The sequence below is a fragment of the Cupriavidus sp. 05N40 genome, from assembly GCF_056397305.1.
This window is the reverse complement of sequence record NZ_JBFTND010000059.1, coordinates 20,906-33,993: the sequence shown is the minus strand read 5'-3', so window position 1 is coordinate 33,993 and position 13,088 is coordinate 20,906. Positions and strand designations below refer to the sequence as shown.

The 13,088-nt window shown below is 64.9% G+C and carries 15 protein-coding genes; 13 read left to right on the top strand and 2 right to left on the bottom strand.

All coding sequences use genetic code 11. The features are described 5' to 3' along the window. Positions 1-226 precede the first annotated feature (226 nt). The 8 genes from AC1DO7_RS16020 to AC1DO7_RS15985 all read left to right on the top strand — a co-directional run bounded on the left by AC1DO7_RS16020 (position 227) and on the right by AC1DO7_RS15985 (position 6,969). The gene (locus AC1DO7_RS16020) at positions 227-1,171 is read left to right on the top strand and encodes a methyltransferase domain-containing protein (protein ID WP_441613751.1); all 945 of its coding nucleotides are present in this window, start codon (positions 227-229) and stop codon (positions 1,169-1,171) included. 242 nt (positions 1,172-1,413) lie between these two features. Continuing rightward, positions 1,414-1,923: a DUF2244 domain-containing protein gene (locus AC1DO7_RS16015; protein ID WP_441613825.1), complete on the top strand. Its 510-nt coding sequence runs from the start codon at positions 1,414-1,416 to the stop codon at positions 1,921-1,923. A 62-nt stretch (positions 1,924-1,985) separates the two neighbouring features. After that, the gene (gene coxB / locus AC1DO7_RS16010; protein ID WP_477116312.1) at positions 1,986-3,242 is read left to right on the top strand and encodes a cytochrome c oxidase subunit II; all 1,257 of its coding nucleotides are present in this window, start codon (positions 1,986-1,988) and stop codon (positions 3,240-3,242) included. 24 nt (positions 3,243-3,266) lie between these two features. Further along, the gene (gene ctaD, locus AC1DO7_RS16005) at positions 3,267-4,883 is read left to right on the top strand and encodes a cytochrome c oxidase subunit I (RefSeq protein ID WP_441613749.1); all 1,617 of its coding nucleotides are present in this window, start codon (positions 3,267-3,269) and stop codon (positions 4,881-4,883) included. A gap of 62 nt (positions 4,884-4,945) precedes the next feature. Continuing rightward, positions 4,946-5,077, top strand: a complete 132-nt coding sequence (locus tag AC1DO7_RS16000) for a cytochrome oxidase small assembly protein (RefSeq protein WP_441613748.1) — start codon at positions 4,946-4,948, stop codon at positions 5,075-5,077. 17 nt (positions 5,078-5,094) lie between these two features. Then, on the top strand, positions 5,095-5,706 hold the full coding sequence (locus AC1DO7_RS15995) for a cytochrome c oxidase assembly protein (RefSeq protein WP_441649702.1): 612 nt from the start codon (positions 5,095-5,097) through the stop codon (positions 5,704-5,706). 49 nt (positions 5,707-5,755) lie between these two features. Then, entirely contained in the window at positions 5,756-5,968 is a 213-nt protein-coding gene (locus tag AC1DO7_RS15990) for a DUF2970 domain-containing protein (protein ID WP_441613746.1), read from the top strand. A gap of 140 nt (positions 5,969-6,108) precedes the next feature. Continuing rightward, positions 6,109-6,969, top strand: coding sequence for a cytochrome c oxidase subunit 3 (locus AC1DO7_RS15985; protein ID WP_441613745.1), 861 nt, complete (start codon positions 6,109-6,111; stop codon positions 6,967-6,969). A 159-nt stretch (positions 6,970-7,128) separates the two neighbouring features. Here AC1DO7_RS15985 and AC1DO7_RS15980 read toward each other — a convergent pair whose 3' ends face one another. Further along, complete coding sequence (locus AC1DO7_RS15980) at positions 7,129-7,338, bottom strand: twin transmembrane helix small protein (protein ID WP_441613744.1); 210 nt, start codon at positions 7,336-7,338, stop codon at positions 7,129-7,131. A gap of 84 nt (positions 7,339-7,422) precedes the next feature. Here AC1DO7_RS15980 and AC1DO7_RS15975 point away from each other — a divergent pair, with 84 nt between their 5' ends. The 5 genes from AC1DO7_RS15975 (at position 7,423) to AC1DO7_RS15955 (ending at position 11,844) form a co-directional block, all read left to right on the top strand. After that, positions 7,423-8,166 (top strand): SURF1 family protein, encoded by a 744-nt coding sequence (locus tag AC1DO7_RS15975; RefSeq protein WP_441613743.1) that lies wholly within the window; start codon positions 7,423-7,425, stop codon positions 8,164-8,166. Between the two features lie 116 nt (positions 8,167-8,282). Further along, a complete protein-coding gene (locus AC1DO7_RS15970) occupies positions 8,283-8,939 on the top strand; it encodes an SCO family protein (RefSeq protein WP_441649701.1) in 657 nt (218 codons plus the stop codon). Positions 8,940-9,000: 61 nt separating this feature from the next. Then, positions 9,001-10,104, top strand: a complete 1,104-nt coding sequence (locus AC1DO7_RS15965; protein ID WP_441613741.1) for a COX15/CtaA family protein — start codon at positions 9,001-9,003, stop codon at positions 10,102-10,104. Next, complete coding sequence (cyoE, locus tag AC1DO7_RS15960) at positions 10,101-11,036, top strand: heme o synthase (RefSeq protein ID WP_441613740.1); 936 nt, start codon at positions 10,101-10,103, stop codon at positions 11,034-11,036. The genes AC1DO7_RS15965 and cyoE overlap by 4 nt, the downstream gene beginning before the upstream one ends. Positions 11,037-11,217: 181 nt before the next feature. Further along, positions 11,218-11,844, top strand: coding sequence for an SCO family protein (locus AC1DO7_RS15955; RefSeq protein WP_477116311.1), 627 nt, complete (start codon positions 11,218-11,220; stop codon positions 11,842-11,844). Positions 11,845-11,960: 116 nt separating this feature from the next. Here AC1DO7_RS15955 and rpoH read toward each other — a convergent pair whose 3' ends face one another. Next, positions 11,961-12,890 (bottom strand): RNA polymerase sigma factor RpoH, encoded by a 930-nt coding sequence (gene rpoH / locus AC1DO7_RS15950; RefSeq protein ID WP_441613738.1) that lies wholly within the window; start codon positions 12,888-12,890, stop codon positions 11,961-11,963. Positions 12,891-13,088 lie beyond the last annotated feature (198 nt).

The window sequence follows — 13,088 nt, the reverse complement described above, 5'->3', positions numbered from 1 at the left end:
CTTCCTCCACTTCGCCGCACAATGCGCACGCCGACGGCAGCATGATTCGCCACAATCGCCGGGCATGGCGGCGCAGCCTGCCTGCCGCGCCGGCGCCGCCGGCAGCCATCGCGGCAGGCGCGTATACTTGCGGTCCGGCCGCCGTGCCCGCTGGCGCGCACGCCGTATTCCGCCCGGGCGCCTGCGTCCGGCCGTGCTCCTCATCCTCCTGCTGCCCCGCTTGCCCGTGTCCCTGCATGACGCCGACTCCCCCGATGCCTATTTGCCGCCTGCGCGGCTGACCCGCCTGGCCTTCGACCGGCGCAGCGCCGGCTTCGGCCAGCTGGATTTCCTGCTGGGCGAGATCAGCCAGCGCATGCAGGAGCGCATGCAGATGATCCGGCTCTCGCCCGTGCGCGCGCTCGATATCGGCTGCGGCCATGGGCGCGGGCTGGCGGCGTTGCGCGCGCAGTATCCGGATGCGCAGATCGCCGGGCTGGATATCTCGGGCGCCATGTTGCGCGAGGCGGCCCAGCGCGACCCCCAGCGCCAGGCCGGCTGGCTGGGACGCATGCTGGGCAAGCGCCCGATCTTCGACCTGGTGCAGGGCGATCTTGCCACATTGCCATTCGCGCCCGCCAGCTTCGACCTGCTCTGGTCCAACCTTGCGCTGCACTGGCATCCAGAGCCGCATAGGGTATTTCCCGAGTGGCATCGTGTCGCACGCAACGACGGCCTGGTGCTGTTCTCGCTGTTCGGGCCCGATACGCTGGCCGAGCTGCGCGACGCCTTTGCGCATGTGGATAGCGGTACGCACTCGCTGCGTTTCGTCGACATGCACGATATCGGCGACATGCTGGTTCATAGCGGATGGTCCACGCCGGTGATGGACATGGAAACCATCACGGTTACCTACGAGTCGCCGCTTACCTTGCTGCGCGAAGTGCAGGCCTTTGGTGGCCTGCGCCTGCCCGCATCGCCAAGCCGGGGCTTGCGCGGACGGCGCTGGCTCGATGCGCTGCTGGCCGCGCTCGAGCGCCATCGCAACGCCGACGGGCTGATCCCGCTCACCTTCGAAATCGTCTACGGCCATGCGTGGAAACTGGCGCCGCGCGGCAAGCAGGACGTCGATGAACTGGGCCACGCGGTGGTGCCGATCGACAAGATCGGGCGCGCGCGGCCGCGTCGCTAGCGTGGCGCAATGGTCCTGCTGGCGTGTCCGCCTACTCCATCGCATGCACCGCACCGATGCACAGAAACGTGTCGCGCGCCAGCCCCGCCGTCAAGGGACGGCCTTGTTCGAGTAGGCGAAGCGCCCTATAATGCGCCAGTTTGTCGCAGTGGTTCCCCTGGCACATGTGCCCCGGAATCGCACTAAGTCAGTGCGGCCCAGGCGATCGTCCCAGGTGTGCATCCTATGCAGAGTGGTTGGCGATGCAAGACTTGGGTATCGCATTCCAGACGGCGCAAGACGGGTCCGGCGGTGGTTCCGGTGGATCCGGCGCGCCGGACAAAGACTGGCTGATGAAGCGGAACTGTTCGCTTTCTCCACGCCAGGTCGGCTGGTTCTACCTCTCAATCGTCTGTGTTTCGCTCGCCATCGCACTGTTCTTCGCGTGGCGAGGGTCGTGGCTCGTGCTGCCTTTTGCCGGGCTGGACCTGCTGGGGCTCGGTATCGCGTTGTTGGTCTACGCGCGGCATGCGGCTGACTACGAACGCGTCAGCCTGGCAGACGGCCTGCTGGTGGTCGAGGCCGTCAGCGCCGGGCAGGTGACGCGGCATGAATTCAACCCGCTCTGGGTGCGGGTCGAACTGGGTGAATCATTACGGGCGCTGGTGCAGTTGCGCTCGGGTAAGTGCGCTGTGCAGGTGGGGTGTTTTCTGGACCCGTACAAGCGGCGAAAGTTCGCGCAGGAGCTCGTTTCTGCCCTGCGCTGTCTCTGAACTGGGGCGGCGACGGTCAGGCGGGCTGACAGATTTGAATCTGTAAATTGGGTAGATAACAAATGAAAATGTGGAAGAAGGCATCCGCAGCGTGTCTAACGGGCGCGTCCCTGCTCGTTAGCCAGGCAGCTCTGGCAGTGGAAGACATGCCGGGCGGTCCAGCCGTGCGCCAGCTCAATCTGACCGAACCCGTTACCAAGATCGCCGAACAGATTCACTGGCTGAACTGGATGATGCTGATCATCTGCACGGTGATCTTCGTCGGCGTGTTCGGGGTGATGTTCTATTCCGTGTTCAAGCACCGCAAGTCCAAGGGTGCGAAGTCTGCCTCCTTCCATGAAAGCATCACCGTCGAGGTGATCTGGACCATCATCCCCTTCCTGATCGTCATCGGCATGGCCCTGCCCGCCACCAAGACGGTCGTGGCGATGAAGGACACCACCAATTCCGACATCACCATCAAGGCCACCGGCTACCAGTGGAAGTGGGGCTATGACTACCTGAAGGGCGAAGGCGAGGGCATTTCCTTCGTCTCCACGCTGACCACGCCGCGCGAGCAGATCAACAACGAGGCACCGAAGTCGAACACCTACCTGATGGAGGTGGACAACGAGMTGGTGGTGCCSGTCAACAAGAAGATCCGTRTCGTCACSACSGCCAACGAYGTGATCCACGCGTGGATGATYCCGGCKTTCGGCGTGAAGCAGGATGCGATCCCCGGCTTCGTGCGCGATGCCTGGTTCAAGGCCGAGAAGGTCGGCGTGTATCGCGGCCAGTGCGCCGAGCTGTGCGGCAAGGAACACGCGTTCATGCCGATCGTCGTGCGCGTGGTGTCCGACGCCGACTACGCCAAGTGGGTCGAGGGCAAGAAGAAGGAACTCGCCGCCAAGGCCGACGACCCCAACAAGACCTGGACGCTCGAGGAGCTCAAGGCGCGCGGCGAGAAGGTCTACACGGCCAACTGCGCGGTCTGCCACCAGCCGAACGGCAAGGGCGGCGGCGCGTTCCCGGCGCTGGACGGCTCCAAGGTCGTCAACGGCCCGAAGGCTGGCCAGATGCACATCCTGCTCGAAGGCAAGGGTGCCATGCCGGTCTGGAAGCATCTCTCCGATACCGAACTCGCTGCCGTCATGACCTATACCCGCAACAACTGGGGTAACAAGACTGGCGAAGTGATTCAACCGAGCGATTTCGTGAACGCCCGTGCGGGCAAGTTCCCGGAAGGCGGCGGCGCCGCCGGCGGCGATGCCGCTCCCAAGGCGGAAGACAAGCCCGCCGCCAAGCAGGCCAGCGTTGCGGGCGACCGCGCGGCAGGCTGATCAGGATTACAGGAGTTTTTCGCGATGAGTACTGCTACCCCGGACGCGCTTGCGCACCCGCACGATCATGCGCACGACCACGCGCACGATGAGCATCACGATCATCCGCACGGCTGGCGGCGCTGGCTGTTCGCCACCAACCACAAGGACATCGGCACGCTGTACCTGCTGTTCTCCTTCACCATGCTGCTGTCGGGCGGCGTGCTGGCGCTGCTGATCCGCCTCGAGCTGTTCGAGCCGGGCCTGCAGTTCTTCCGCCCCGAACTGTTCAACCAGTTCACCACCATGCACGGCCTGATCATGGTGTTCGGCGCGATCATGCCRGCCTTCGTGGGCTTCGCCAACTGGATGATTCCGCTGCAGATCGGCGCGTCCGACATGGCGTTCGCGCGCATGAACAACTTCAGCTTCTGGCTGATGCCGCCGGCGGCGCTGCTGCTGGTGCTGTCGTTCTTCGCGCCGGGCGGCGCCACCGCCGCCGGCTGGACCCTGTACGCGCCGCTGTCGGTGCAGATGGGCCCGGGCATGGACATGGCCATCTTCGCCATGCACATCATGGGCGCGTCGTCGATCATGGGCTCGATCAACATCATCGTGACGGTGCTCAACATGCGCGCGCCCGGCATGACGCTGATGAAGATGCCGATGTTCTGCTGGACCTGGCTGATCACCGCCTACCTGCTGATCGCCGTGATGCCCGTGCTGGCCGGCGCCATCACCATGGTGCTGACCGACCGCCACTTCGGCACGAGCTTCTTCTCGGCCGCGGGCGGCGGCGATCCGGTGATGTACCAGCATATCTTCTGGTTCTTCGGCCACCCCGAGGTCTACATCATGATCTTGCCGGCGTTCGGGATCGTCTCGCACGTCGTGCCGACCTTCGCCCGCAAGCGCCTGTTCGGCTACAGCTCGATGGTGTACGCCACCGCCTCGATCGCCATCCTGTCGTTCATCGTGTGGGCGCACCACATGTTCACGACCGGCATGCCGGTGACCGGCCAGCTGTTCTTCATGTACGCGACGATGCTGATTGCGGTGCCGACGGCCGTGAAGATCTTCAACTGGATCGCTACCATGTGGCGCGGCTCGATGACCTTCGAGACCCCGATGCTGTTCGCGATCGGCTTCATCTTCGTGTTCACCATCGGTGGCTTCACCGGCCTGATGCCGGCCGTGGCCCCGATCGACATCCAGTTGCAGGACACCTACTTCATCGTGGCCCACTTCCACTACGTGCTGGTGGCGGGCTCGCTGTTCGCGATGTTCTCGGGCTTCTACTACTGGGGTCCGAAGTGGAGCGGTTTCATGTACAACGAAACCCGCGGGCAGATCCACTTCTGGGGTTCGATGATCTTCTTCAACGTGACCTTCTTCCCGATGCACTTCCTGGGCCTGGCCGGCATGCCGCGTCGCTATGCCGACTACCCGACCCAGTTCGCGGATTTCAACGCGATCGCATCGATCGGTGCGCTGGGCTTCGGGCTGATGCAGGTGTATTTCTTCTTCTTCGTCGTGCTGCCGTCGTATCGCGGTGGCCAGAAGGCAGCGGACAAGCCCTGGGATGGCGCCGAAGGCCTGGAGTGGACCGTGCCGTCGCCGGCCCCGTTCCACACCTTTGAAGTGCCGCCGCACGTCAGGTAAGACGCAACCGGGCAAGGAAGGATGGGCATGCCCGTCCTTCCGCGTCCAGCAAGCAGGGTGTCATGCAGGATCCAAACAAAAGTCCATCGCAGCCAGACCGCAAGGCCGCCAACCGCCGTCTCGGTCTGATCCTCTTTTCGATCGTGATGGTTTTCTTTTTGGGTTTCTTCGCCAAGATGATTCTTCTGGGCTGAAGCTGCAGGGTATTGGAATGAGCACGAACCAGCAGTCACAAGACACCACCGACAGGCGCTTCAACCGCGGCATGATGCTGCGGCTGCTGGTGGTGGTGGCGCTGATGTTCTCGTTCGGCTATGCGCTGGTGCCGCTGTACAAGAAGATCTGCGAGATCACCGGCCTCAATGTGGTGACCACGCGCGATCTGTATGGCGGCCAGGTCAAGAACACGCAGGTGGACAAGAGCCGCACCATCACGGTCGAGTTCGATTCCAACGCGCGCGGCCCCTTCGCATTCCGGCCGGTGAAGAACACCATGGAAGTGCATCCGGGCGAGATGGCCACCATCGTCTACGAGGTGGCGAACGGGCAGTCGCGCGACATCTCGGCGCAGGCGATCCCGAGCTACCTGCCCAAGCTGGCCACGCAGTATTTCAAGAAGATCGAGTGCTTCTGCTTCAAGCAGCAGACGCTCAAGGCAAAGGAAGCACGCGAGATGCCGGTGGTGTTCGTGATCGATCCGGACCTGCCGAAAGACGTGAAGAACATTACGCTGTCCTATACCTTCTTCGAGATCGGTTCGCCGGTGGCGCAGGTGCCGCAGGGCGATCTGGAGACCCCGGCCGGGGCAGGCAAGGGCATTTGAGCAGCGGCCGGCATCGCCGGCCGAGGTCGAGGCAGTAGTGGGAGTAGCCGTGGAAGAGATGAAGGACGCGGTCAAGCGCAAGCTGTCCTTTGCGCAGACCCTGCGCGCGGTGTTCTGGTCGTTCATCGGCCTGCGCAAGGGCAGCGAGCATGAGCGCGACATGGCACAGCTCAATCCGGTCCATGTGATCATCGCCGGCCTGATCGGGGTAGCCATCCTGATCGCGGTGCTGATTACCGTCGTGCGCGTCGTGGTAGGGTGAGGCCGCGCAGTCCGGGTACGGCGCAGGGCAGGTAACAGGTAACAGGTACAAGCAGGCAAAAGCATGCCGCCGGCCAGCAGTCGGGGCCGGATGTGCGGATAACGATTACTGAATCAAGACTCTGAGCTGGAGAAAAAAGAATGAGTGCGAATCGCGCCAACGCTCCGTACTACTTCGTACCGGGCCCATCGCGCCATCCGATCACGGCAAGCTTCGGCCTGCTGCTGACGGCCGGCGGGGCTGCCGGCTGGGTAAACGGGCAACCCTGGGGACCGTACGTCTGCGGCCTCGGCCTGCTGTGGTTCCTGTTCGTGCTCAAGAGCTGGTTCGCCGAAGCCATCAGCGAATCCGAGACCGGCAAGTACGGCAAGAACATCGACCTGTCGTTCCGCTGGTCGATGGGCTGGTTCATCTTTTCCGAAGTGATGTTCTTCGCGGCGTTCTTCGGTGCGCTGTTCTATGCCCGGAACATCGCCATGCCATGGCTGGGCGACCTGAACAACAAGATCCTGTGGCCCGACTTCGCCGCGGTGTGGCCCAATGCCGGCCCGGCCGGCGTGGTGGAACGCTTCCAGACCATGGGCCCGTGGCCGATCCCCACGATCAACACGGCACTGCTGCTGATGTCCGGCGTGACGCTGACCTGGGCGCACCACGCGCTGCTGGCCAACAAGCGCAGCCAGCTGATCCAGGGCCTGGTGCTGACCATCCTGCTGGGCGCGGTCTTCATGTGCTTCCAGGTGTTTGAGTACCACCATGCGTACTCGGAGCTGAATCTCAAGCTGACCTCGGGCATCTACGGCTCCACCTTCTTCCTGCTGACCGGCTTCCACGGCTTCCACGTGACCATGGGCGCGATCATGCTGACGGTGGTGCTGGTGCGCGTGCTGAAGGGGCACTTCACCCCCGACCATCACTTCGCCTTCGAAGGCGCCGCCTGGTACTGGCACTTCGTCGACGTGGTGTGGCTGTTCCTCTACATCGTGGTGTACTGGCTGTAAGACACCCGGCTGCGGTGCCCGCCGGCCCGGCCGGCGGCATCGCGGGGAGGCACCCTCCCCGTGCAGAACAACAAAAAACAAGCGCCGCAGGAGTCTAGCCAGCCTGCGGCGCTTGTTTTTTTGGTCTGGTCACCGGTTCGCTTGCCGGAGTCCACGGCTTCACGGCCCCATGCGGATGCCCGTGCTCTGAATCCAGCCCATCCAGTGCGAGAACAGGATGAAGAGGAACAGCGCCACGGAAAAGCCGACCCGGAACATCAGCGAGCGCATCATGTTCGGCGTCCTGCCGCGGTCGCGCATCATGAAGAACAGGGCCGAGGCCAGGCTGCCGATGATGAGGATGAACGCGATGATGATGACAATGCGCATGGAAAGCCCGCGCGCGCGGGATCGGCTGGAGAGGAGCTGCCATTATCGCACCGGCGCGCCGTTCCCGGCACACGGGAGCCGCCGGTGAAGCCGTGGCGCGCCCTGAGTCCGGTCCCGGCCATTGCCGCGCTGGTGGTGATCGCCGTCACCTGCGCGCTGGGCAACTGGCAGCTCAACCGCGCCCATGAGAAACTCGCGCGTGCCGCGCGCCAGCAGGCGCTGGCTGCCGAGCCGCCGCTACAAGTCGGGCAGGCGCTGATCGCGGGCCCGGTGGCCGAGCGGCGTGTGCATGTGCGCGGCCGCTTCGACGCGGCGCACACCGTCTTGCTGGACAACCGGCCGCACGGAAACGGCACCGACAGCCGCGCCGGCTTCATGGTCCTGACGCCGCTGCGCGTGGTGGACGGCGATCCTGCCGCACCGGCGCTCCTGGTCTTGCGAGGCTGGCTGCCGCGCGATGCGCAGGAACGCACGCGTATCGCGCCGTTCCCCACGCCCGAGGCCGAGGTGGAGCTGGACGGTACCGCGCTGGAAACGGTGCCCAGGGTGTTCAGCCTGGGCCGGGACGCGGGCTCGGAAGCCGGGCAGAAGATCCGCCAGAATGTGGATATTGCGGCGTTTGCCAGGGAACTGGGCGTACCCCTGCAGCCCTTCGTGCTGGAGCAGCGTAGCGAAAGCGGCGATGGCCTGGCGCGCGACTGGGCCCCGGCCGATACGGGCGCCGACCGGCATTACGGCTATGCCTTCCAGTGGTTCGGGCTGGCCGCCCTGACGCTGGTGCTGCTGGTGGCGCTGAGCTGGCGGCGCGCGGCGCGCATGGCGGCCTAGATGGCCCGGGCAAGCCGGGCGGTGGCATGCCGGCGAACCACGGCCGGGCGCGGCGGTCAGACGAGCGCAGCCGGCTCCGATGAAAGACGACGAGACAGAGAGACAGACGAAACGTGATGCAACAACAAGATCCCGCGCCGGCGCAGGCCGCGCGCGCTGCTCCGCAAGACCCGCGCATCGATGCGCGCACCCGCCGCGGCCGCATCCAGATGCTGCTGCTGCTGCTGGTGTGCGCGTCGCCGGTGATCGCTTCCTACCTGACCTACTACGTGTTCAGGCCGGCTGGCGGGACCACCAACTACGGCGCACTCATCGAGCCGCAGCGCCCGATGCCCGCGCTGCAGGTCGCCAACGAGCGCGCCGAGTCCGTGCCGCTGGATAGCTTCAAAGGCAAATGGCTGCTGATCAGTGCCGACGGCGCCGCATGTGATGAAGCCTGCGCGCGCAAGCTGTTCACCATCCGCCAGTTGCGCGCGGGCCAGGGCCAGGATCGCGAGCGCATCGTCCCGGTGTGGCTGGTCAGCGACGACGGCCCCATCGATGCACGCCTTTCCTCGGCCTACAACGAGCCGTATGCCGGCGTGCGCTTCTTGCGTGCCCCTCGCGACACGCTGCAGAAATGGCTGCCGCCCGAGCCTGGTGCGCGCATCGAGGACACGCTCTATCTCGTCGACCCGCTCGGCAACCTGATGATGCGTTTCCCGCGGGATCCGGATCCCAAGAAGATGGCTTCCGACCTCAAGAAACTGCTCAAGTACTCCCGCATCGGGTGATCCCGGCGGATGCCGGCTGATGGCCGACGCCAGAACGGCCCAAGATTAACGACCAACGCGCATGCTGCTCCAACTTGCCATCATCGGCGTCCTGATCGCGCTGTTCCCGCTCAGCTACGTGCTGGTCAAGGGAGACCGCAACAAGTACCGCAAGCTGGTGTGGATCACCGCTTTCCTGACGCTGGACCTGATCATGTTCGGCAGCTTCACGCGGCTGACCGATTCCGGCCTGGGCTGCCCGGACTGGCCTGGCTGCTACGGCCACTCCAACCCGCACGCGGCGAGCGAGCCGATCCGCGCGGCCGAGACGGCGATGCCGAGCGGCCCGGTCTCCGTCACCAAGGCCTGGATCGAGATGATCCACCGCTACTTCGCCATGGCCGTGGGGGTGCTGATCATCACGCTGATGGTGCTGGCGTGGGTCAAGCGGCGCGAACTCAGGCAGTCGCCATGGTTCGCCACCGGCGTGCTGTTGCTGGTTTGCGTGCAAGGCGCGTTCGGCGCTTTTACGGTCACGCTCAAACTGCAGCCCATCATCGTCGTCACGCACCTGATGCTCGGCATGAGCCTGCTGGCGGCGCTGATCTGGCTGGGTTCGCGCAACGACCCGCCATTGGGCGTGGCGCGGGATGCCGGCGCGCTGCGCTGGCCGGCAAGGCTCGCGCTGGCCTTGCTGGTGCTGCAGATCTTCCTGGGCGGCTGGGTGAGCACCAATTACGCGGTGCTGGCCTGCACGGACTTCCCGCTATGCAACGGCCAGCTGGTGCCGGAGATGGACTTCCGCCACGGCTTCACGCTCTGGCGCCAACTCGGCATGACCGCCGACGGCGACTACATCCCGCACTCGGCGCTGGTGGCGATCCACTGGGTGCATCGCGGCTTTGCCTTCGTGGTGCTGGCCTACCTGGCCTGGTTCGGCCTGCGGGCGCGCCGCCTGGGCGGGCTGTCGCGCGGCGCGGGGTGGCTGCTGGCCGTGCTGGCGCTGCAACTGGCCACTGGTCTTTCCAACATCGTCTTCGACTGGCCGCTGGTGGCCGCGGTGGCCCACAACGGCGGCGCGGCGGCGCTTCTGATGCTATTGGTTCGCCTCAACTACAATATAGGGCTCGCGGCCCGCTCCGCTGACATTGCTACTGACGTGCCGGCTGCCGTGCGCGCCACATGAAAGAGAAGAACTCCCCCGTGGTTACTGCTACCCACCCCCATCCTGGCGGACGACTCCGCCACCTGGCCCGGCAATACGCCGCGTTGACCAAGCCACGCGTCACGCAGCTGGCTGTCTTCTGCGCCATCATCGGCATGTTCCTGGCCACGCCGGGCATGGTGCCGTGGTCGGTGCTGATCGGCGGCGCGGCCGGGATCTGGTTGCTGGCGGGTGCCGCTTTCGCCATTAACTGCCTGGTCGAGCAGAAAGTGGATGCGCTGATGCGCCGCACCGCGTGGCGGCCGTCGGCGACCGGCGAGATCACCACGATGCAGACCCTGGTGTTCTCGGCCGTGCTGGGCGGGGCAGGGATGTGGGTACTCCATGTCTTCACCAACGACCTGACCATGTGGCTGACGGTGGCGACCTTCGTCGGCTATGCCGTGGTGTACACCATCCTGCTCAAGCCGGCCACGCCGCAGAACATCGTGATCGGCGGGCTGTCCGGCGCGATGCCGCCGGCGCTGGGCTGGGCGGCCGTGGCGGGCAACGTGCCCGCCGAAGCCTGGTTCCTGGTGCTGATCATCTTCACCTGGACCCCGCCGCATTTCTGGGCCCTGGCGCTGTACCGCCGCGCCGACTACGCCAAGTCCGGCCTGCCGATGCTGCCGATCACCCATGGCGAGCGCTTCACCCTGCTGCATATCCTGCTGTACACGCTGATCATGATCGCGGCGACGCTGCTGCCCTTCGTGTACGGCATGAGCGGGTACATCTACCTGGCGGCAGCGCTGGTCCTGGGCGGCGGTTTCCTGGCCTATGCCTGGAAGTTGTTCTGCAACTATTCCGATGCGCTGGCCCAGCGCACGTTCCGCTTCTCGATCCTCTACCTGTCGCTGTTGTTCGCGGCGCTGCTGATCGATCACTATTTCAAGTTCCTGCCGCAGTCCTGAGCGATGCCGGGAGCACCCGCGCGGTTGCGGCATCTTGTCGCGGCCCCGGCGCGGGGCGGTGCCGATCGGCGATACTGCATCTATCTGCCAATGTGACCAGGCCGCCGTCCGCCTCCATCCGGCTTTCCGGGGCGCCCGGGCCGGCCTGTCCGCCAATCAAGCCGCCAATCAAGCGAATCGCATGCCAAGCCGTCTCTTTCCGGGTTCTTCGTCCAGCTTTGCGCTGTTCCGCCGCTTCTGCCTGCTGGCGCTGTGCTCGCTGCTGCTTGCCGCCTGCGGCCAGCAGCGCGCCTCGTTCAAGAATGTCGACATCAGCGGCGGCAGCGAATTCGGCAAGGATTTCGTCCTCACCGACCACAACGGCAAAGTGCGCTCGATTGCCGACTTCAAGGGCAAGGCCGTGGTGATGTTCTTCGGCTATACGCACTGCCCCGATGTCTGTCCCACCACCATGGCCGAGCTGAAGGCGGTGATGGAGCAACTGGGCCCGGATGYCGACCGCGTGCAGGTGCTGTTCGTCACGGTCGATCCCGAGCGCGATACGCAGGCGCTGCTGGCGCAATACGTGCCCGCCTTCGATCCGCGCTTCCTGGGCATGCGCCCGGCCGACGACGCGGCGCTGCAGAAGGTGGCCAAGGATTTCAAGGTGTTCTACGCCAAGGTGCCGGGTACCTCGCCAAACAACTACACGATGGACCACTCTGCCGGCAGCTATGTATTCGATCCGAGTGGCCGGTTGCGTCTGTTCATCCGCCACGGCCAGGGCCCCGAACCGATCGCGCACGACCTGAAGCAGCTGCTTTCCTGAAGCGGCTCCGCCCGCCAGGGGCGGGATCTCCGGACAAAAAAACAGGGCCGGTCGCGAGACCGGCCCTGTTCCATTCTGGCGCGCGGCTTTCGTTCCGCCGCGCTCCCGCGCAACTATCAGGCAAAGGCCTGCAGCGCACCCTTCATCTTCTTCATCGCCGCGGTTTCGATCTGGCGGATGCGCTCGGCGGAGACACCGAACTCGTCAGCCAGCTCGTGCAGCGTTGAGCCGCCGGAGCCGTCGTCGTTGACGTGCAGCCAGCGCGCCTCGATGATGCGGCGGCTGCGGTCGTCCAGCTTGGTCAGCGCTTCTTCCAGGCCTTGCACCTGCATGCGGTCGTGGCGCTGGGCCTCGATCACGCGGGTCGGCTCGTTGTGGTTGTCAGCCAGGTAGGCGATCGGCGCGAACTCCTCCTCGCCGTCGTCGATCTGGCCTTCCAGCGCCAGGTCGCCGCCCGACAGGCGGGTTTCCATCTCCATCACTTCTTCCGGCTTGACGTTCAGCTCGCGCGCGACCGCGTCGACCTGCTCCGGCGTGAAGGTATGGGCACCCTGCTTGTGGCTGCGCAGGTTGAAGAACAGCTTGCGCTGGGCCTTGGTGGTCGCCACCTTGACCATGCGCCAGTTCTTCAGCACATATTCGTGGATCTCGGCCTTGATCCAGTGCATGGCGTACGACACCAGCCGCACGCCCTGGTCCGGGTCGAAGCGCTTCACGGCCTTCATCAGGCCGATATTGCCTTCCTGGATCAGGTCCGCGTGGGGCAGGCCATAGCCGAGGTACTGGCGGGCGATGGACACCACCAGGCGCAAGTGCGACAGCACCATGCGGCGAGCCGCATCGACGGAGTCATGCTCGCGCAGATCGCGTGCAAGCCGCTGCTCTTCCTCGGGGGTGAGCATGGGGATACGATGGACAGCCTGGATATAGCTGTCCAGGTTTCCCAGGTTTCCGGGAAACGTCAGCGCAAATGCCCCGGCGCCCTGAGGCGCCGTAGGCAGGCGGCTGCTGGTTTGGGTTTGGTCGGCAGATAGGACCGCGTTCACTCGATTGCTCCTTTCGCATCCGGCGGGTGGGTTGCCCGCGGCGCTCGCCCTGAAGGGTCCGCGCACTGCATTGCAACACATATTAGCACTCAAGCCGGGAGACTGCTAAGTTGGAGTCCTTATAGGGTTGATAGTTCCAGGTAATTGGCTTCTGTTTTCAAATAGCCTTTTTTCTGGCTTTCTTCCTGCTATGTGGAG